This window comes from Flavobacterium pectinovorum, from assembly GCF_006438875.1.
GTDB classification, from domain to species: Bacteria; Bacteroidota; Bacteroidia; order Flavobacteriales; family Flavobacteriaceae; genus Flavobacterium; species Flavobacterium pectinovorum_A.
In genome coordinates, this window is record NZ_RCZH01000008.1 from 154446 (window position 1) to 176221 (window position 21776).

19 protein-coding genes are annotated in these 21776 nt (G+C 33.2%); 7 read left to right on the top strand and 12 right to left on the bottom strand.

Annotation, left to right across the window (positions count from 1 at the left end):
* The first annotated feature begins 28 nt into the window (after window positions 1–28).
* Entirely contained in the window at window positions 29–2785 is a 2757-nt protein-coding gene (locus EAH81_RS13595) for an AsmA-like C-terminal region-containing protein (protein ID WP_140507936.1), read from the top strand.
* Window positions 2786–3192: 407 nt separating this feature from the next.
* On the opposite strand, the gene EAH81_RS13600 is transcribed toward EAH81_RS13595, so the two are convergent.
* The 3 genes from EAH81_RS13600 to rplU form a co-directional block, all read right to left on the bottom strand.
* The gene (locus EAH81_RS13600; protein ID WP_241676562.1) at window positions 3193–4476 is read right to left on the bottom strand and encodes a hypothetical protein; all 1284 of its coding nucleotides are present in this window, start codon (window positions 4474–4476) and stop codon (window positions 3193–3195) included.
* 214 nt (window positions 4477–4690) lie between these two features.
* On the bottom strand, window positions 4691–4951 hold the full coding sequence (rpmA, locus tag EAH81_RS13605) for a 50S ribosomal protein L27 (RefSeq protein WP_017497241.1): 261 nt from the start codon (window positions 4949–4951) through the stop codon (window positions 4691–4693).
* A gap of 24 nt (window positions 4952–4975) precedes the next feature.
* Window positions 4976–5401: a 50S ribosomal protein L21 gene (gene rplU, locus EAH81_RS13610; RefSeq protein WP_140507938.1), complete on the bottom strand. Its 426-nt coding sequence runs from the start codon at window positions 5399–5401 to the stop codon at window positions 4976–4978.
* Between the two features lie 271 nt (window positions 5402–5672).
* Between rplU and EAH81_RS13615 the strand changes: the two genes are divergently transcribed.
* Entirely contained in the window at window positions 5673–6995 is a 1323-nt protein-coding gene (locus EAH81_RS13615; RefSeq protein WP_140507940.1) for a M16 family metallopeptidase, read from the top strand.
* Between the two features lie 12 nt (window positions 6996–7007).
* Window positions 7008–9056, top strand: coding sequence for a M16 family metallopeptidase (locus tag EAH81_RS13620; protein ID WP_194150823.1), 2049 nt, complete (start codon window positions 7008–7010; stop codon window positions 9054–9056).
* 279 nt (window positions 9057–9335) lie between these two features.
* On the opposite strand, the gene EAH81_RS13625 is transcribed toward EAH81_RS13620, so the two are convergent.
* From EAH81_RS13625 to EAH81_RS13635, 3 genes are all read right to left on the bottom strand, one after another.
* Window positions 9336–9536: a hypothetical protein gene (locus EAH81_RS13625; RefSeq protein ID WP_140507942.1), complete on the bottom strand. Its 201-nt coding sequence runs from the start codon at window positions 9534–9536 to the stop codon at window positions 9336–9338.
* A 128-nt stretch (window positions 9537–9664) separates the two neighbouring features.
* Window positions 9665–9898, bottom strand: coding sequence for a hypothetical protein (locus EAH81_RS13630; protein ID WP_140507944.1), 234 nt, complete (start codon window positions 9896–9898; stop codon window positions 9665–9667).
* A gap of 593 nt (window positions 9899–10491) precedes the next feature.
* Complete coding sequence (locus EAH81_RS13635) at window positions 10492–11358, bottom strand: DMT family transporter (protein WP_140507947.1); 867 nt, start codon at window positions 11356–11358, stop codon at window positions 10492–10494.
* Between the two features lie 100 nt (window positions 11359–11458).
* Here EAH81_RS13635 and EAH81_RS13640 point away from each other — a divergent pair, with 100 nt between their 5' ends.
* Window positions 11459–11836, top strand: coding sequence for a heavy-metal-associated domain-containing protein (locus EAH81_RS13640; protein ID WP_140507948.1), 378 nt, complete (start codon window positions 11459–11461; stop codon window positions 11834–11836).
* Between the two features lie 86 nt (window positions 11837–11922).
* A complete protein-coding gene (locus tag EAH81_RS13645; RefSeq protein ID WP_140507949.1) occupies window positions 11923–12153 on the top strand; it encodes a hypothetical protein in 231 nt (76 codons plus the stop codon).
* 95 nt (window positions 12154–12248) lie between these two features.
* Here the strand turns inward: EAH81_RS13645 and gldD are convergent, their stop codons facing one another.
* The 4 genes from gldD to mutY are packed head-to-tail and all read right to left on the bottom strand — an operon-like array spanning window position 12249 to window position 15669.
* On the bottom strand, window positions 12249–12809 hold the full coding sequence (gene gldD / locus EAH81_RS13650) for a gliding motility lipoprotein GldD (RefSeq protein ID WP_140507950.1): 561 nt from the start codon (window positions 12807–12809) through the stop codon (window positions 12249–12251).
* 1 nt (window position 12810) lies between these two features.
* A complete protein-coding gene (locus EAH81_RS13655) occupies window positions 12811–14106 on the bottom strand; it encodes a gliding motility-associated protein GldE (RefSeq protein ID WP_140507952.1) in 1296 nt (431 codons plus the stop codon).
* A 23-nt stretch (window positions 14107–14129) separates the two neighbouring features.
* Window positions 14130–14585 (bottom strand): single-stranded DNA-binding protein, encoded by a 456-nt coding sequence (locus tag EAH81_RS13660; protein ID WP_140507954.1) that lies wholly within the window; start codon window positions 14583–14585, stop codon window positions 14130–14132.
* A gap of 37 nt (window positions 14586–14622) precedes the next feature.
* The gene (mutY, locus tag EAH81_RS13665; RefSeq protein WP_140507956.1) at window positions 14623–15669 is read right to left on the bottom strand and encodes an A/G-specific adenine glycosylase; all 1047 of its coding nucleotides are present in this window, start codon (window positions 15667–15669) and stop codon (window positions 14623–14625) included.
* 140 nt (window positions 15670–15809) lie between these two features.
* Between mutY and EAH81_RS13670 the strand changes: the two genes are divergently transcribed.
* Together EAH81_RS13670 and EAH81_RS13675 are read left to right on the top strand one after the other, a co-directional pair.
* Window positions 15810–16100: an HU family DNA-binding protein gene (locus EAH81_RS13670; protein ID WP_007805026.1), complete on the top strand. Its 291-nt coding sequence runs from the start codon at window positions 15810–15812 to the stop codon at window positions 16098–16100.
* 385 nt (window positions 16101–16485) lie between these two features.
* Entirely contained in the window at window positions 16486–18030 is a 1545-nt protein-coding gene (locus EAH81_RS13675; RefSeq protein ID WP_140507958.1) for a ribonuclease E/G, read from the top strand.
* A gap of 611 nt (window positions 18031–18641) precedes the next feature.
* Here the strand turns inward: EAH81_RS13675 and pbpC are convergent.
* Window positions 18642–21038: a penicillin-binding protein 1C gene (pbpC, locus tag EAH81_RS13680; RefSeq protein ID WP_410501108.1), complete on the bottom strand. Its 2397-nt coding sequence runs from the start codon at window positions 21036–21038 to the stop codon at window positions 18642–18644.
* Window positions 21039–21168: 130 nt separating this feature from the next.
* Complete coding sequence (locus EAH81_RS13685; protein WP_140507960.1) at window positions 21169–21759, bottom strand: transposase; 591 nt, start codon at window positions 21757–21759, stop codon at window positions 21169–21171.
* Window positions 21760–21776 lie beyond the last annotated feature (17 nt).

Here is a 21776-nt window from a genome sequence, read left to right on the forward strand (position 1 = left end):
TTTTACCTATAAATACCCACAACTTGTTATGTCTACAAATAAAATAAAGTCCATTTTACTAAAAACGGCTAAATATCTAGGAATTACTTTTGTTGTTATTATAGGATTATTATTCCTGACTCCTATCATTTTTGCAGATAAAATAAAGGAGCAAATTAAAAAAACAGCCAACGAGAAACTAAGTGCAGAATTGAATTATTCTGATATGTCGGTTTCATTTTTTCAGCATTTTCCTTCGTTAACTTTAACTTTAACCGACTTAAACCTTAACGGATCTGCACCGTATAAAAACGAAAAATTTATCACCGCAAAAGAAATTTCTTTTGGAATAAATGTAGCAAGTTTAGTCTTTAGTAAAGCCGTAAAAATTGATCAGATCTATTTATCCAATTCATTTATCAATGTAAAAGTAAATGAAAAAGGAGAAGCAAATTATAATATTTATAAATCATCTTCTCAAGCAAAAAATTCTAAAGACACCACCGAAACTGCCTTAAAACTGGAAAAAATTGAGATTTTGAACAGTAAAATAATTTACGATGACAAATCGACTAAAGTCCATTTTGACGCTTTTGGATTTGATTATTTAGGAAAAGGAGATCTAAACAAAGCTGTTTTTGACTTGTATTCAAAAGCTAAAATCGAGAAATTAAATATTGTTTACGAAGGGGAACCTTATTTAATGAATAAAAAAGTCGATGCCGATTTAATTACCAAAGTAAACGTAAACTCATTATCTTTCTTTTTTCAGCAAAACAACTTAAAAATCAATCAACTTCTAGTTGACTTTAAAGGAAAATTCAACTTTTTGAAAGACGGCTATAATATGGATTTTGTCATAAAATCAGACAATAGTAATTTGCATGATGTCTTTACCGCATTACCGCCAAAATATATTACCTGGCTTTCGAAAACGGAAATAAAAGGAAATACCAATTTGCTTTTTACTTTAAAAGGAGATTATATTACCTCACAAAAGATAGCTCCGGATCTTAATCTGGATGCGAAAATAGACAGCGGATTTGTCAATTATAACAAAAGTGCTTTTCCCGTTTCGAACTTGAATTTAGACGTTAAAACAAAAGTTCCGTCTTTAAATCCGGACCTTTTAATTGTTGATGCTAAAAATCTGTCTTTAAACATCAACAAGGATTATTTAAAATCAAAGTTCTATGTAAAAGGTGTAAACACTCCTGATATTAATGCCGATCTTAAAGCTAATATTGATCTTGGGAAATTAATGCAGGCACTTGGAATCCCTAATGTAGTTCTAAAAGGTAACCTAAAAGGAGATGTAAAAGCAAACGGAATATTCGACCCAAAAAAGAAACTCCTTCCTGTGACAAATGGTGTTATTGACTTGGAAAACGGATATTTAAAAACTCCATATTACCCAAACCCAATCACAAATATTACAATAAAATCTAAGATTGAGAACCAAAAAGGAACTTTTGATGATTTAAAAGTGACCCTAAAACCAGCTCAATTCACTTTTGAAGGCAAACCTGTTTTTGTAGAAGCAGATTTGAGTAATTTTAATGATTTAAGTTATGATATCAAAGCAAAAGGAGAATTAGATGTCAATAAAATCTATAAAGTTTTCTCTCAAAAAGGACTTGATCTCGATGGTTTCGTAAAAGCAGATGTGGTTCTAAAAGGCAAACAAAGTGATGCCGAAAAAGGAAATTACCGTAAACTTTACAACAAAGGAACACTTGAACTTAGAAACATTGGCATATCATCAGAATATCTTCCTAAGAAATTCATCATTAAAGAAGGTATATTCAAAATCAATCAGGATAAAATGTCTTTCAATAACTTTTTGGCTGCATATGGTCAATCAGATTTTAGAATGAATGGTTATCTTCAAAATGTCTTTAATTATGTAACCACAAATACGGGCGTTTTAAAAGGCTCTTTTAAAGTTACGTCACGATATATTAATGTTGATGAGTTTATGTCGAGTACTCCAGCAAATACATCTGTTACAGAAAATAAAACAGAGACGCAACCACAAACTCAACCTGCACAAAAAGGAGTCATTATTATTCCAACCAATCTGAATTTGCAATTTACAGCAAATGCTCAAAAAGTATATTTTGACAAACTAAACCTTCTAAATGCAGTTGGAAACCTAAGCATGAACAAAGGCAAACTGAGCATGCAAAACACGGGATTCAACTTAATTGGCTGTGCTGTTTCTATGAATGCAAATTACCAGGCGGTAACACCTAAAAAAGCAAACTTCGATTACGCTATCAAAGCTTCTGATTTTGATATTAAAAGAGCTTATAACGAGATTGATGTATTTAGAAAAATGGCAAGTGCTGCCGAAAAAGCACAAGGAATCGTTTCTGTAGATTATCAATTAAAAGGTCGCTTAAACGCTAATATGGATCCAGTTTATCCATCACTTGTTGGCGGCGGAACACTTTCTATAAAAGATGTAAAAGTAAGAGGTCTAAAAATGTTTAATGCCGTAAGCAAAGCAACAAATTCTGAATCAATGCAAAATCCGGATCTTTCGAAAGTTGATATTAAAACGACAATCAAGAACAACATCATGACTGTAGAACGCTTTAAATTTAAGTTTGCGGGTTTCAGACCCAGAATCGAAGGCACAACAAGCTTAGACGGAAAACTGAACTTAAAAATGCGTCTTGGCCTTCCTCCTCTTGGAATCTTCGGAATCCCATTAACAGTCACAGGAACGCAAGACAATCCAAAAATAAAAGTGGGAAGAAAATCTAATGATCTGGAAGAAACAAAAGATACTGAGGAATAAAGAGTTTAAATTCCGAATTTTAATCCCGAAGTTTCGGGACCAAATTCCAATTCTGGATCTTAATTTTTATAACGAAACATATACAGACCTTTGTCAAAGTTTTAAACCAAGAATGTAAGGAACTTTGGAAAAGCTTATGTTCAAAGCAGTTCTGCGTATTTTTTGTCATTTCGACCGAAGGGAGAAATCACATAAAGTAGCTCGACAACAGTGCGTTCTCCCCGCGTGTGATTTCTCCTCCGTCGAAATGACAAGATTACGGCTGTTTGTGTGATTTTTTTGAAATCTTTGTCAAATTAAAGTTCCTTACATTCTTGGTTTTAAACTTTTACAAAGGTTTTTTTCTTTATTTGAAACTCCGATAACATTCTTATCATTTCGACCGAAATGAACAAAAAAAATCTATATTAAACATACATCATCCCCGAAACATACAAAATACCTTTTGCCAATAACCACAATAAAACCGCCATTCCCAAAAATCCCCAAGTAGATGTTTTACTTCTTTTCCAACTAATAAAAAAGGTTGGAATCTCCCAATATTTGATAATAATATAGATGCTTGTTCCCAATAAAGATGCCCAAATCATCTCGCCAGAATGAATATAAAAACTATAAAACAATACTGCAATAAAAAAGAGAACCGTAATAAATTGCAAATAATAGTAATTCTTATAGTTGTGTTTGAAATTTTCTTTAAGCGATAATAGCAAGAACGAAATAATAAGCAAACTTGTCAAAGCAATTATTACATACGAAAAAAGTGAATCATTTATTCCTATAAATAAGCCATTAATAATTAAGCCCAAAACAACACAAGCCGCAAGCGAATATACACTTCTTTCGATAAAAGTATCTTTATAGGGAATTAAAATTGGAGAAATATAACGCTCTAAACTACGCCAAACAGGCAAAGCGCAAATAACCGCCATAGCAGAAACAACAATCTCATAATTATACAATGCATCACCCGGAATTTTATACAATACATACAAAAGGGCCATCGTAACTATAATTGCAGGAAGGCAGATTGTTTTGACCACTTCCCATTTATTGCTTCCCCAAAAAGTATTTCTTATTTCAAAAATATACTTCTTAACTAAATATTTCTGAGTAAAAATAGCCGTTGACTGACTCCATAATAAAAACAAACCAACATGAATTACTATAGTGCGTAATGTTATTTCTTCTATATAACATCCGCAAATAATAAAAACAATTCCGAGAAAGAATAATTCGTACGTTAATAAAATTGCAGAGAATAAAAGTCTGAATATTGGTGCAAATTGCTTGATTAGAATATCAATAAGCAAACTCCAGTAATTGCGCAATAAACCTATTATGGCACATATTGCAATAAATGCGGCGAGGTACAACATCCAATTGGTAAGCGATTGCGTCTGCATCCATAATTGAACCGCAGAATCTTTTACAGGACTATAAATAATATGAGAATTGGCATAAATTTCAGTTGCTAATTGATCTCTTAGCGTGTCATTTATTACAGAAAATTGATTCTTGTGTTTTTGCCAATAAGTGTTAGCATCAGAACCGTTATTTCGTAAAACAGCAAATTCATATAAAATCTTTTTTTGAGAATCGTTTAATGATACGACTTGTTCAGTAGGATGAATTTCTTTCGCAAATAGACTTGTGCAAAAAAGAAATAAAAGGAAAACTATTTTTTTCAAAATTGAGATAGATTAATCCATTCAAAAATACAAATAATAAATCCACAACTATGACACAAAAAAATGAATAAAGAGAAAATACTTTCTTCTATACTAAAATAAGAAAATCGAACGTTTATTTAAATATATACGCCGATAATTAATTTTCAATTTACAGAAAACAAAAAACCCGCTCTTTTCAGAACGGGTTTTTTAATAATAAGTAATCTAATGATTATGCTTCGAATGGAAGGATAGATACATAAGATTTGTTATCTTTTTTCTTTTGGAACTTAACAACTCCAGCTACTCTTGCGTGTAGTGTGTGATCTTTACTGATGTAAACGTTCTCACCTGGATTATGTTTTGAACCTCTTTGTCTAACGATGATGTTCCCAGCAATAGCAGCTTGACCTCCAAAAATCTTAACGCCTAGACGTTTTGATTCTGATTCTCTACCATTCTTCGAACTACCGACACCTTTCTTGTGAGCCATGACGTATGAGTTTAAATATTGTTATTATTCTTTAGTAGCTTCTTTTTTTGCTTTTGGAGCTGCTGCTTTTTTAACTTTAGGAGCTTCTACTTCTTCTGCCACAACTGCTTTTTTAGCTGCTGCTTTTTTAGTTCCTCCTGCTGCAGTAATACCTTCAATTACAATTTGAGTAAGATATTGTCTGTGACCATTTCTCTTTTTGTATCCTTTTCTTCTTTTCTTTTTGAAAACGATAACTTTATCTCCTTTTAAGTGTTGTAACACTTTAGCTTCTACTGAAGCACCTTCTATAGCTGGGGCGCCTAAAGTTACGTTTCCATTATCGTCTAATAAAAGAACTTTGTCAAAAGAAACTTTTGAACCTTCTTCATTAGTCAAACGGTTAACATAAACCTTTAAGTCTTTGCTTACTTTGAATTGTTGCCCTGCTATCTCTACGATTGCATACATACCAAATTGATTTATTGATTTTTAAGGTTGCAAATATACAATTAATAATTTACTGTGCAATCTCTTATTCCAAAAATATTTATTTAGCATTAAAGTCTGTTTTTCAAGGCATTTCTTTCCTTAAAAAAAGTCAATCAGCTGTAATATACTGTTAAAGTATCATCAAAATAGCGCCTAATCCCTAAATGATAATTAAAAAAAGGTATTTTTGATGTAACGATAACCAACTCTTTGCTACCTATTTATTAGGTAATATAAATTATTAATCTTTATGAAAAATTCAATAATGATGTTAAGTGCAGCGCTTATGCTGGGCGGAGTAGCTCATGCTCAAAAGGTAGCTTTTGAAGAATACAATTTAGACAACGGTATGCATGTTATTTTGCATAATGATCCATCGGCTCCGGTTGTAATAACCTCAGTAATGTATCACGTAGGTTCAAAAGATGAGCGTCCTGATCGTACGGGTTTTGCGCATTTCTTTGAACATTTATTATTTGAAGGAACTCAAAACATAAAACGTGGTGAATGGATGAAAATCGTCACCGCAAATGGAGGTGTAAATAATGCCAACACAACTGATGACAGAACTTATTATTATGAAGTTTTTCCATCAAACAGTTTAGAACTTGGTTTATGGATGGAATCTGAAAGATTAATGCATCCTGTAATTAATAAAATCGGAGTTGACACACAAAATGAGGTTGTCAAAGAAGAAAAAAGAATGCGTTACGACAATCAGCCTTACGGAAATATCCTTCCTGAGGTTAAGAAAAACATGTTCAAAAACCATCCATATCGCTGGACAACTATTGGTTCCATGAAAGATTTGGATGCTGCAACTCTGGAAGAATTTCAAGCTTTTAATAAAAAATTCTATACGCCAAATAATGCTGTTTTAGTTGTTGCCGGAGATTTTGACAAGACCAAAACAAAAGAATGGATTCAGAAATATTTTGCTACAATCCCAAGAGGTGAAGAGGTAAAAAAACAAACTTTTGTAGAAGAACCAATAAACCAAACTATAAAGGCAACTTACGAAGATCCGAATATTCAGATTCCGATGATTGTTGCTTCTTATAGAACACCTTCAATGAAAACTAGAGATGCAAGAGTTTTGGATTTAATTTCTTCTTATTTAAGTGATGGAAAAAGTTCAAAATTGTACAAAAAAATAGTTGATGACAAAAAAATGGCACTTCAAATTGGAGCCGTTGGTTTTAGTCAGGAAGATTACGGAATGTACATTTTGTATGGTTTGCCAATGGCGCCAAATACTACAGCCGATATTCTGAAAGAAATGGATGAAGAAATCGTGAAAATCCAAACCGATTTAATTTCGGAGAAAGATTACCAAAAGTTACAAAATAAATTCGATAATAATTTTGTGAATGCTAATGCAAGCGTAGAAGGAATTGCAGAAAATCTGGCGTCTTATTACTTGCTTTATGGAGATGTAAATTTGATTAATACTGAAATTGATCTTTACCACTCTATTACAAGAGAAGAAATCAGAGAAGTTGCTAAAAAGTATTTAAACCCGAACCAACGTTTAATTCTAGATTACATCCCTTCAACCAAAGCTCAAAACTAAGCCTATCGAATCATGAAAAAAATACATACTTTTTTAATCCTTTTATTCCTGACTGGAATTATGCAAGCACAAGATCGTCCACAACCAAAACCAGGCGCTTCGCCAGTAGTCAATATCAAAAAACCACAAACTTTTGTTTTGGCAAACGGAATGAAGGTTTTGGTAGTTGAAAATCATAAATTACCAAGAGTTAGTTTCAATCTTACCTTAGACAATGCTCCTTTTACAGAAGGAAATAAAAAAGGTGTTGACGAATTAACCAGCAGTTTAATTGGTAACGGAACTAAAAAAACGGCTAAAGAAGCTTTTAACGAAGAGATTGATTTTTATGGTGCAAACATCAATTTCACCTCTTCTGGCGCTTATGCAAGTTCACTTTCTAAATATTCAGGACGTGTTTTAGAGCTTTTAGCCGAAGGTGCTTTACAGCCTAATTTTACACAAACGGAGTTTGATAAAGAAAAAGCAAAATTAATTGAAGGGCTTAAAGCCGATGAAAAAAGCGTTCCTGCAATTGCAAATCGCGTAGTTGATGTTTTAGCTTTTGGAAAAAATAATCCATCTGGAGAATATCTTTCTGAAGAAACGGTAAAAAACGTTACTCTTGCAGATGTTCAGGCAAATTATGCAACATATTTTGTTCCTGAAAACGCTTATTTAGTAATCATTGGAGATATTAAATTTAAAGAAACAAAAGCAGCAGTAGAAAAACTTTTTAGCGGATGGAAAAAACAAGCTGCTCCAAAAAATACATATCCAAATCCGGAGAATGTATCTAAACTTCAAATTGATTTTGTAGATGTTCCAAATGCGGTTCAATCTGAAATTTCATTAGTAAATACGGTAAATTTAAAAATGAGCGATCCTGATTTTTTCCCTGCTGTAATCGCAAATCAGATTCTTGGAGGAGATTTCAATAGTTACCTAAACATGAATTTACGTGAGCAACACGCCTGGACATACGGTGCAAGTTCAAACATTGGAACTGGAAAATACACTACTAAATTCAAAGCTTCATCAGCAGTTAGAAACACCGTTACAGATAGCGCTGTAGTTCAATTTATAAAAGAAATCAAAAGAATCAGAACTGAAAAAGTTTCTGAAGATGTTCTAAAAAATGTAAAAGCCGGATATATTGGCCGATTTGTAATGCAGGTTGAAAAACCGCAAACTGTTGCCAGATACGCCTTGAACATTGAGACAGAAAAACTTCCTGCTGATTTCTACGAAAAATACATTCAAACCATCAATAATGTAAGTGCCGATGATATTAATCGTGTTGCCAACAAATATTTCTTATTAGACAATATGAGAATTGTAATTGTTGGAAAAGGTACAGATGTTATTCCCGGTTTAGAAAAAACACAAATTCCTATTTACTATTTTGACAGATACGGAAATCCAGTTGAAAAACCTGCCACTTCAAAAGAAGTTCCTGCGGGAATTACAGCAAAAACTGTTTTTGAGAATTATCTTAAAGCAATTGGTGGAGAAAAAGCAGTTTCTACTGTAAAAACATTGGCAATGAACGGAACAACAACGATTCCGCAAGCTCCTACTCCTTTGACTTTTACTTCTAAATTAGATTCAAAAGGAAAAATGATGGTTTCTCTGGCAATGGGAACAATGAATTTAATGAAACAAGTTGTTAACGATAAAGGTGCTTATATAGAGCAACAAGGACAACGCAAAAATCTTGAAGGCGATGATCTTAAAGAAATGAAAGCAAACGCTGCTCCTTTTGAAGAATTACAACTAGTAAAAAGAACAGATTTAAAAGTAGACAGAATCGAACCTATAAATGGAAGCGATGCTTATGCAATAAAAGATGGCAAAACTACTTATTTCTACGATGTTAAATCAGGATTGAAAGTAGCAGAATCTAAAGTTCGCGAACAAGCCGGAAAATCGTCTACACAAATCACAAACTTCAATGATTATAAAGAAGTAAAAGGAATAAAAGTTCCTTTTAATCTGATTCAGAATGTAGGTTTTGAATTGGATATTAAAATGTCTGACATCAAGATTAACGAAGGAGTTTCTGACGCAGATTTTTTGTAGAAAGGTTTGTAGAAAGGTTCAAAGTTTCAAAGGCTCAGAGGTTCAAAGGTTTTTGAATCGCTGAGTTTTTAAGATTTCTAAAAGCTTTGTCAAAGTTTAAACTTTGACAAAGCCTTTTTTTTATTTATACAGTTTTTTGTCATTTCGACGCAAGGAGAAATCACACACGTAACTCGACAAAGATTGGCGATTTTGCATGTGGAATTTCAAGTGCGATTTCTCCTCCGTCGAAATGACAAGATTGGGTTTTTATTGCGAATGATGGATTAAAATCCATCTCTACAATATATTTTGTTCCTGCGGAACTGCTAAAAATCCATGGTTTGTTTTTGTCATTTCGATCGAAAAGAGAAATCGCATGCGTAACTCGACAAAGATTGGCGATTTTGCATGCGTCCCGAAGCTTCGGGATAGTGCGATTTCTCCTCCGTCGAAATGATAAGATTGGGTTTTGATTGCGAATGATGGATTAAAATCCATCTCTACAATATATTTTGTTCCTGCGGAACTGCTAAAAATCCGTGATTCGTTTTCTTATTTTTGACAAGATTGTGCAATCTCTATGAAAAAAAGAAAGGCTGTCAATTACGGCAGCCTTTCTTTTTTCATCATTCAACATCCAAATAAGGATTTAGAATTTCGGCTAATTCATTCAGCCAAAAAAAACCGTTTTCAAGATTTTTTTTATCAATCTCCAAGGTTTCACATTCGTGCATTAAACTTAAAGCAACCATGTAATTCATTTGTCGAATTGTCTTTGCCATAAATTTAACGTCGATAGAATTGTTGAAAAAATCTGCTAATCTCAATTCTGTTTCTTTTGAAAGGGTGTTTGTACTCATAATCAATACTTTTAGGAAATATAAAACCCGTATAGCTAAGGTGTCCTACGCTGTAAAGAAAGCGTTACGGTTGTTTCCAATACCGCCACCATACCACACGGGCAAGAATTTTTTCGCATTCATAAACTTTACTTTTAGGACTGCGAAGATACCTTAAAACTTTCTTATAAGTAAGAATTTTCAATCATTAATTAAAAAATTATAAAAACCGCATCCCTAAGCTATCCCACGGTGTTCAAGGCGTTGCCGTTGTTTCCAATACTGCAAACTACAATACAGGTGTTTTCTTTGTAAAAAGTATCTCATTTCGACGAAGAAGAAATCACACGAGAAACTCCGCGCCCAAAATCGCCAATCTTTGTCGAATACCTGATGTGATTTCTCCTTCGTCGAAATGACATACTTATTCGTCGAAACAACAAACTTAACGAAAATTTTTACAGGACAATGAGTCCTAGCCCCGATAGAAGTGGAAATCCTTTTGTGGCGGGGTTCGCCACAAAAGATTGAAACGTATAGCGGGATTAGCTCCTAAAAAATATTAGAATCCGAAAGATATTTAACAAAAACCATTTCACATTTGACTACCAAAACTACTTTTTAGCCGATAAATAAACTCCAATTAAAATAATAAATGCACCAAAAAACTGAATTGGCGTTAGCATTTCGTTATCCAATAATCCCCAGAAAAATGCTACTATCGGAATTAAATAGGTCACCGATGTTGCAAATACAGGTGATGACATTTGTATTAGTTTAAAGAACAAAACATTCGCAATTCCTGTTCCCAGAACTCCTAAAATCATTACAAATAAGATAGAATGTTGTGTGACATCAAAATTTATTCTTTGAGGAATATCTGTAGTACTTAAAATGATTAATGCCGGAAGAAGTAAAACTGCAAAGTTTCCTGTTGTTATGCTTACAGAATTTAAATCTGACAAATATTTCTTGATTAAATTGACGTTTATTGCGTAACAAAGTGTAGCAATTACTACCAGAATTACATAATAATAGTTTTGTCCGGGATGTGATGAAGCTCCGCTTAAAACCAGTAATAAACACCCAACCAGACCCACAAAAACTCCGAGAACTTGTCTTTTTTGAAATTGGATTCCGAAAACAAGAATCCCTAAAACAAGTGTATTCAAAGGCGTGAGTGAATTCAAAATAGCGACTATCGAGCTATCAACTTCGGTTTCGGCAATTGCAAAAAGATAAGCTGGCGTAAAGGTCCCAAAAACTGAAGTTAAAGCAACAAATTTCCATTGACGACGCGAAATTTTCTTTAAACTTTTAAAACCTACAATCAACAAAAACACAGCTGCAAAAATAATTCGGAATGAGCCAACTTGAACAGCGGTTAATCCGACTAATCCTCTTTTGATTAAAATGAAAGAACTTCCCCAAATTAGTGAAAGAACCAATAAATAAGCCCACTTTAATTGTTTTGCATCCATAAATACTATTTTGATGCAAATTTGTACTATTTTCACGAACTAACCTCTTGATTTTTGCTAATTTTGCAACAAACATTTTTGATAACTAAAATCATATATAATGAAATTCACAAAAATCGTAGCATCATTAGCAATTGCAGGTTTAGTATTGGTAAGCTGCAAAAAAGAAGAAGATAAAAATTTAGCGAATATAAAACCCGTAGCAGACGTTTCAAAAGAACACAAAGCAATCGCAGCCGAAAATGTACAAACGGCAAGTTTTGAAATCGAAGGAATGACTTGCGCAATGGGATGTGCAAAAACAATCGAAAAAGAATTAGCTGATTTAGACGGCGTAGAAAAAGCAACTGTTGATTTTGATAAAAAAACGGCGACTGTTGTATTTGATAAAACAGTTCAAAACCAAGATAATTTCACAAAAGTTGTTCAGGCAACGGGAGACGGAAAAACTTATAAAGTTTTGAATATTAAATCGTAATTAAATCAATATATTAGGATTTATAAGTCTCTGAAAAAACAACCATAAAAAACATTGTTGTTTAAAATAACAACTTAATTAAAATTATGGAAAATGTATATATTTTAGAACATATTTACGAAATAAAAGAAGTAGAAGAAGTAAAATTTATTGGTGTATTTAGCAGATATGAAGAAGCAAAATCCGTAGTACAAAAATTAAAAGACTTACCCGGCTTTAATAAATTTGACGAGAAGTGCTTGGTAATAAACGAATGCAAATTAAATCATTATGAATGGACTTCTGGATTTATAAATTGGGAAGAAGCTAATAAATAGCTTTCCAATAGTTAAAAACTAGAGGATTTAATCCTTTATTAAAACATAAAAAAGGCGCTCAAAATTTGAACGCCCTTTTTTATGTCTTGATTTTTCTATTTCCACTTCAAAGTTTCCATAAGTCTTTGCATATCATTCTTGATATAACTCGCCGCTGGCATAACAGAATCAAAATTAGGTTTAGCATAAAAATATACTGACCCTGTTATAAAATGTTTTGTACTGTCTGTTACGTAAAATTGTGAGTTTGTAGCCGCATTTCCATCAACTTGATAAAACATTCCGTAAACCTTTTTTTGCGGGTTTAAAAACGGCTGTTCTAATATATCGTCAGCTTTGATAACGTGCTCATAAGTTAGCTTCTGAGCGTCTTTAAGTAATTTTTCAATATTACCATTTACAGGTTTGTATGTCAGGTAAATTGTGGCTTTCATTTTAGGATATGTAATCGCAAATCCGCAATCTTTTTCACCTTTGATAATCGCTGCTTCGTTCATTTCAAAAGTAAACGGGCAATTGTTCTCAAAACTAACATATCTTGCTTCTGGATAATCTAAACGTAGGAAACTTGCTGGTTTTGGCACTACGTCATCTTTACAACTCAAAACCGTTAATGTTAGTAAAATCGTCGCTATCGAAAGTATTCTTTTGAGCATTTTAATCTATTGTTACTTTTATTTGTTTTATACGCTTTTTGTCTACTGTTTCTATTGTAAATATGCAGTTTTCAAAAGCTACTTTTTGATCTTTTTTGGGGAAATTACCCAGAATTTCCAGAATAAAACCTGCAAGTGTTTCTGCTTCGCCTTTGTGTGATTCAAAAACATCTTCATTGACATCTATAATTCTATAGAAATCTTTCATGTTAATCTTTCCTTCAAAAAGAAAATTTCTTTCATCGATCTGAGAAAAATTCAAATTCTCATCGTCAAACTCATCACTTATATCTCCAACAATTTCCTCGATTACATCTTCTAAAGAAACCAAACCTGATGTTCCTCCATATTCATCAACAACGATTGCCAAGTGACTTTTAAGGCTCTGAAAATCCTTTAACAAATTGTCTAATTTTTTATTCTCAGGGACAAAAAACGCTTCACGCATTAAAGTTGTCCAATCAAATTCTTCTTTATCAATATGAGGCAATAAATCTTTTACGAATAAAACGCCTTCTATCTGATCAATATTATCACTATAAACAGGAATTCTTGAAAACCCTTTTTCGATTATTTTGGGATAAATAGAAGCAAATGATTCTGATATTTCTAATGCAAAAATATCAATTCTCGGACTCATAACCTGCTTAGTATCTGTATTTCCAAAAGAAACAATTCCCTCCAGAATTTTTTGTTCTTCACTTGATGTTCCTTCAGAATCTGTCAATTCCAGCGCTTGCGAAAGCTGATTTATCGAAAAACTATTCTTTTGTTTCCCCAATTTATTCTGCAAATAAAGTGTAACACTTCGCATTGGCAAACTTATTGGCGACAGTAATTTGTCTAAAACAGCGATTGGATAAGCAACGCGTTTTGCGAATTTTATATTGTTACGACTGGCATAAACTTTAGGCAGAACTTCTCCGAATAATAAAATCAGAAAAGTAACTAAAATTACTTCTAAAATAAATTTTAAAACTGGTGAAGATATTTGATCAAAGATATTTTGTCCAATAAAAGAGAATAAAATAACAACTCCAATATTCAGGAAATTGTTGGCAACCAATAATGTTGCAAGCAATTTTTTGGGTTTATCTAAAAGATTTGAAATAATTTTTCCTTTTGGGAAATTCTCATTTAAAGCATCATCGATGTCTTTTTGAGATAGTGAAAAAAGTGCTACTTCGGCACCTGAAACGATTGCCGAAAAAAACAGCAAAATAAATATTCCGACAAAACCAATTATTAAATTGATGTCTAGATTTGCAGATAAGAGTAAACTGGGCTCTGGGTCCAAATTAAAAAATATTAGTTAAACAATCAAAAAGGCAAGTCATTGATTGGTAAATCAGTAACAGGCATGCCTTCGTTAGTCGCGTCAAAGTTAGTACTTTTTGCGGATTCTGAATCGTGATTTGGCTTATGATTTCCAGTTTCTTTTTTGGTAGTCAAGAAAGTAAACTCGGTAACCTGAATTTCTGTAGTGTATTTTGTTGTACCATCTTCAGCCTGCCATTGACGCGATTTTATACGTCCTTCGATATATATTTTATCACCTTTGGATAAATATTTTTCACAAATTTCAGCAGCTTTATTGCGCACAACTAAGTTATGCCATTCTGTTGAAGTTATTTTTTCGGCAGTCGTTTTATTAATATAAACTTCGTTTGTAGCCAACTGAAAACGCCCAATGCAATTTCCTCCATCGAAATAATGCATTTTCACATCATCTCCCAAATGGCCAATTAGCATCACTTTATTTAATGTTCCGTTCATAGTTTTGTAGTAGTATTTCCCTCAAAGATACATTTTTTCAGCAATTTATTTCCTGCTTTTCGATAAAATTATAAATCACAATAGGAAAAGGTAAATTTTTCAAATCAGTGGTATTCAATCCATTAACAATTATTTCGTTAATTTTTACTTTCCAGAACTGAATATGCAGATGCTGATGCGAAAGTTTGTGAATTACAGTCGTTTCGCTACACTCTTCTATACTTAGTATAGTATAGGTCGAAAAAATATCGTTTTGAACAGCATTTGAAACAAAATCAAAACCAACAATATCAGTCGTCTCTAAAAGCGGAAACTCATATAAATTATGCCAGATTCCTTTTGCTGTTCTTTTTTGAATTAAAGTGTTTCCTAAAACATCTTCCAAAATCAAATAATTAAAAAAACGATTTGTCACCTTTATCTTTTTTGATTTCACTGGCAAAACCGAAACTTTTTTCTTTTGCAAGGCAAGACAGCTATCATTAAAAACACAAACTGGACAATCAGGACTTTTAGGCACACATTGCAAAGCGCCAAATTCCATTATCGCCTGATTAAAAATTGCAGGATTCTCTTTTGGCAACAATTCATGCGCCAGCTCGGTAAATTCTTTTTTGGTTGCCGGCGATGCAATATCAGATTCGATATCAAAATAACGAGAAAGAACTCTAAATACATTTCCATCAACAACAGGAACCGCTTCATTATAAGAGAAAGAAGCAATTGCAGCTGCGGTATATTCACCCACACCTTTTAATTTTAGCAACTCTTTATAAGTGTCAGGAAAAACTCCATTAAGCTCATTTGCGACATATTGAGACGTTTTATGCAGATTTCTGGCTCGAGAATAGTACCCTAATCCCTGCCAAAGTTTCAAAACCTGCTCTTCTGAGGCATTTGCCAAATCAAAAACAGTAGGAAATTCCTCCGTAAAAGCAAAAAAATATGGCATTCCTTGCGCAACCCGAGTCTGTTGCAACATAATTTCTGAGAGCCAAATATGGTATGGATTGGTCGTTTTTCGCCATGGTAAATCACGTTTGTTTTGTAAATACCATTTTATCAATATGTTAGAAAAATTCATTGCAAAATACTTAGAATACAAAAGTAAATGTTTATGTAATTAAAATTTAACGAATTAGCTTGATTAATTATTTTTTTAATTCCTATATTTGCAAACTCAAAAAAATAGTACACCATTTATAAAATAAAATAGGAAAGAAAATGACGAAAGCAGATATCGTAGCGAAAATTTCAGAGAAACTAGGTCTTGAAAAAGGAGATGTTCAAGCAACAGTAGAAACTTTTATGGAAGAAGTTAAAACTTCACTAGAGACTGGAGACAATGTTTACCTAAGAGGTTTTGGTAGCTTTATTGTAAAAACAAGAGCTGAAAAAACAGGTAGAAACATTTCTAAAAACACCACTATCAAAATTCCAGCACACAACATTCCTGCATTTAAACCTGCAAAAGTTTTTGTAGAAGGAGTAAAAACGAATAACGAAGCGAAATAATACTATTAATTAATCATAAAATCGACACGATATGCCAAGTGGTAAAAAAAGAAAGAGACATAAGGTAGCTACTCACAAACGTAAAAAAAGAGCGAGAGCTAACCGTCACAAAAAGAAAAAGTAGTTTTAAACTACTTTTTTCTTTTTAAACGTTCATTGAAATTGGAATTTAGTCTCAGTACGAAGTCACAGTATGCAGCTTAAAACTGCCAACTGATACTGAACTGCAAACAAAAATTCCCCCGGGTTCAATACCTGTTAAAAATATTGTTTAATCCATCTGTAAATAAGATTTTAGATCTTAGATTTAGATTTTAGATTTTTCATAATCTATACTCTTCTCTCTATCTTCTATTTTCTGAAAAAACAGATAAAAATTTACAGTGTGAATAAAGAATTAATCATTAGATCTAGTTCTGAAGCCGTAGATTTTGCCTTATTAAAAGATGGAAAACTAATTGAATTACACAAGGAAGAAGAGAAAAGCAACTTTCAGGTTGGTGATATTTTTATTGCCAAAATAAGAAAACCCGTTGCTGGACTTAATGCTGCTTTTGTAAATGTAGGCTTCGAAAAAGATGCCTTTTTACATTATCACGATTTAGGACCTAACTTAGCTTCCCAACTGAAATTCATAAAACTTGTAAGCGCAGGTAAATTAAAAGATTTCTCCCTAAAAACCTTTCAGTTTGAAAAAGAGATTGACAAAGATGGCATCATTACTGATATTTTAAGTGCCAATCAATCTGTTTTAGTCCAAGTTGTAAAAGAACCTATATCGACCAAAGGTCCAAGAATAAGCGCTGAGCTTTCATTGGCAGGAAGATTTATTGTTCTCGTTCCGTTTTCTGACCGTGTTTCTATTTCTCAAAAAATAGAAGACAAGAAGGAAAAGGATCGTTTAAAAAAACTTGTTCTATCGATCAAACCTAAAGGATTTGGTGTTATTGTTCGCACAGTAGCCGAAGGCAAAAACGTAGCCGAATTAGAAAAAGATTTGCAGAACCTGCTTAGCAGATGGACTGCAATGTGTAAAAAATTACCAACTGCTCATCATCCTTCAAAAGTATTGGGAGAACTCAACAGAGCTTCTTCGATATTAAGAGATGTATTCAATGATACCTTTAGTGGTATTCAAATAGATGACGAAGAGTTGTTCCACCAAACGAAGGAATATCTGCAAGAAATTGCGCCTTCAAAACAATCGATTGTTAAGTTTTATCAATCAAATGACACTCCAATTTTCGAGAAATACAATATAGAGAGACAAATCAAAACTTCATTTGGACGAACCGTTTCCATGAGTAAAGGCGCGTATCTTATTATCGAACACACTGAAGCTCTTCACGTTATAGACGTAAATAGCGGAAACCGTTCTAATAAGGCCACTAATCAGGAAGACACAGCCATGGAAGTGAATATGATTGCTGCCGCTGAAATTGCCAGACAACTTCGTTTGCGTGATATGGGCGGAATAATCGTAGTAGATTTTATCGATATGTCTAATCCTGAAAACAGGAAGGTCCTGTTCGACTTCTTGCGAGAAGAAATGAGCGACGATAAAGCAAAGCATAAAATCTTACCGCCTAGTAAATTTGGTTTAGTCCAAATTACAAGACAACGCGTGAGACCCGAAGTTAATATCAAAACTAGAGAAGAAGATCCAAACAATGAACATGGCGAAATTGAAGCGCCAATTTTAATCATTGATAAAATCACTTCTGATTTAGAAAGAATTTTAAAAACCCACAATAAAGTTGTACTAAACACACATCCGTTTGTGGCTGCATACCTCAGTAAAGGTTTTCCATCATTACGTTCAAAATGGTTTTTTGAACATAAGAAATGGGTGAAAATCATACCTCGTGACGCTTACACGTACTTAGAATACCATTTCTATGATAAAAAAGGAAATGTTATTTCAGAATAAAAATTAAAACCGCCTCTCGAAAGATTGGCGGTTTTTTTATGCGTTATTGCGAGGAACGAAGCAATCTCACTTCTGTTTTTTTCGCCACGAATTCACGAATGAACACGAATGAACACGAATTAATTTGTGGAAATTTGTGTAATTTGTGGTTAAATATTTTTTATTAGAAGCTATTTCCAGCTATCCACTTGTATCTTTTTCTGGCTAAAAAGCCAAAAAAAGGATACCGCTTCTATCTGGGCTAGGCACTCATTTCCATAAGAAGATTATTTTTATCATTTCGACAAAGATTAGATTCTCTTTACGGAGTTACTTGCAGAGATTTTTCCTTCGTCGAAATTGACAATATTGTGTTTAAACTTTGCGAAGAATGGATTAAAATCCATCCCTACAATATATTTTGTTCCTCTGGAACTCTTTCTAAAATTCTGGAGGAATGAATTATTTTATAGCAACATCCAGAACCTTCGGGATTAATCCGTTGAAAAAAAAAGATTTGGCTTCATCATAGAAATTAAAACGACACAGAAATCGTTCATCTAACATTGGAATTTGGACCCGAGCGATAGCGAACAGGCGAAGCAATTTTAAAGAATTTGAATTTCTTTTTTTCATTCCCTCACAATCTCTATTTTTCTTCTAATTTCATTCCCAAAAGCATCTACAACCGTAATATAGTGTGTTCCGGCAGTTGGCGTAATTGGCAATTCGTGAAACGTTTTTGTCGTTGCTTTGTAAACATTATCAACATACCAAAACAATTCGCGATCACGTTCTGAGTAGGCAACTTTAAGAATTACAGGCTGAACTTCGCTATTAAAATTCTTAGTTAAATAGATTTTGCTATTCGTTTTTGGATAAATAAAATCCATATTTACTGATTGCGTTCCCTGACAATCTTCTTTAAAAGGAGGCAAAGGCAAATACTCAATATGCTGACTTTTATAATACCACGCCATAACCGGAGGCAAGACAAACCAGTTTTTAGTTACTATATTATCAATATTTTCACAACTGCTATTAACCTGAAATTTTTCTGTTCTATCTAAATGAACCGTTTTATGATACGGACAAACTACCGTAGATTTTCCTTTTTTAGGAACCCATTGTTTGATTTTCGGGCAACCGTCTTTTGCCAAATAACCGCTTAAACGACAAACCTCAACTTCTTCCAAATCTTTATAAGGTGTCTGAAACCATTTTTGTCTCGGCAATAAATTAAAAACATCAAATAAAATGGGCGCTGCACTTGTCACTCCAGTTAAAGTCGGTCTTCCCTCACCTGTCGCATTTCCAACCCAAATTCCAACTACATATTTGGAATTTGTGCCAATCGCCCAGGCATCTCTATTTCCAAAACTCGTTCCGGTTTTCCATGCAATTTTCAATGAGCTGTCATAAAACTTCCAGGCTTCGTCTCCTTCTGGCCTGTTAACTTCTTCCATTGCATTATATGTTAACCAAATTGATCCCGCACCAATTATATTCTTCTGATCACTTTCTGAGCCAAAATCAGGCTCAAAATCGTTCTTGTAATTTAGTTCCGTAAATTCTTTCGTTCTATATTTTGATTGATTTTTAGTATAATAATTAAGAGTCGAAGACAAGTTTGCATATGTTCGACATAAATCCCATAAATTACTTTCGGCACCGCCCAAAATAAGAGACAGACCATAATGATCCGGCGTTTTATTAATATCCCTCAATTTGAATTTTTGCAATTCTTCGTAGAATTTATTCACACCAAAATCCTGCAACATCAAAACGGCTGGAATATTTAGCGAACGTGACAAAGCCCGATGAGCAGGAACAGCCCCATCAAACGTAAGATTAAAATTCTGCGGTGTATAACCCGCAATCTGTGTTGGAATATCAGCCACTAAAGTATTCGGCAATATCTCGCCATCATCAAGCATTCCGGCATATAAAAGAGGTTTCAAAATACTTCCGGTACTTCTTGGAGCATCTATGATATCTACATCTTTTTGATGGTCTTTATCTGTTGGTGCATTGCCTACATAACTCATTACATTTCTATTCGAAACATCTATTACCAAAATCGCCAGATTATTCACTTCATTCTGCTTGTACTGATTGTAATAATATCTCGCAATTTGATTGACTCTATTTTGCAAAGCATAATCAATAGTCGTTTTTACACGAGTTCCCTCTTCACTTTTTGCTACTCGTTGTAGTAAATGTGGTGCGATTTGAGGCAAATCATACGGTTTTTGCGGCAATGGTTCCTGAACCGAAAGTTCATACGTTTGCTGATCAATTATTCCTTCCTGATGGAGCTTCAGCAAAAGTCTGTTTCGTTTATTCAACAACTTAATCTGATTTTTACCCGGATAAATCAAACTCGGCGCATTCGGCAAAACCGCCAAAGTAGCATTTTCCGCCCACGACAATTGATTCGATTGCACGCCAAAATAACGCCACGCAGCCATTTCTAACCCAACCACATTTCCGCCAAACGGAGCATGAGCAGCATACAATTCCAGAATTTCATTTTTAGAATACCCTAACTCTAGTCGGGTTGCCAGAATAATTTCGATAAATTTTTCAAAATAAGTTCTTCCCTTTCCTTTTCGGGATAATCGGATAACTTGTTGTGTCAATGTACTTCCTCCTCTGACTACTTTTCCTGCTTTCCTGTTTTGTTTAATAGCATTTACCATCGCAACCGGATTAAAACCCGGATGTTTGTAGAAATATTCATCCTCAAAATAAACAATACATTTCTTGAATTTATCGGGCACACTGTCTTGCGCAGGAAAACGCCATTGTCCGTCTTTTGCAATTTTAGCCCCTAATAACTCTCCTTCTTTACTCTCAATAACGGTAGAATACGGTTCCTGAAATAAAGTTCGAGGTATAGAAAAATAATAAATCAGCAAGAGCAGAAATGCAATTGCTGATTTTATTTTATTCTTTTTTATCCAATTTATAATGCGTTGTGAGAACGCTATTAATTTATTTTTCAAAGTAATCGTATCGTTTTTCATATCCTAACAGGTTTCCAAAACCTGTTAGGTATCTATTTTAAATCCCAATCTTAATAAAACGTCTTCTTCTATGTCATACCTAACAGGTTTTGGAAACCTGTTAGGATAAATAAATAACCGTAAGATTATTCTATTCATCCATTAAATAAATATCATTAACGACTCCTTGATAAACTATTCTCCTTTCATCATGACAGAATTTAAAATTCTCTAATCCTCCAAATAGATTCAAAATAAAATTTCTATCAATACTTGTTATTTTTTCAGACAAATAAGATCGATAGGATGAGTGTAAATAAGTTTCAAATCTGTCTGTAAACTTATGTTTTACAGGATTTAAATGAACATATACAATTAACTGTCTTAAATAATTTTCATTTTCTATTCTGTTTCTTTGTAAATGTTCCTGAAACAAACTTCCGGTTCTATTATAGGCTTTATTAATACTTTTAGAATAAGCATTAAATAAATTTGAAAATGGTAAATGAATTTTCTCTCTTACTTTTTCAGGCAGGTCCTCTTTTTCTTTAATCCTTAGTACAATATGAAAATGATTTCTGAGTAAACAATAAGCATAAACATCTGCAATTGGCAAAATGTATTTCTTTACCTTTTCCAGAAAATAATTATAATTCTTTTCTTCAATAAAAATATTCTCTTTGTTATTTCCTCTGTTATAAATATGATAATATTGTCCCGCTTCTAAAATATCCTTCTTCACCTTCAATGAACTTTTTA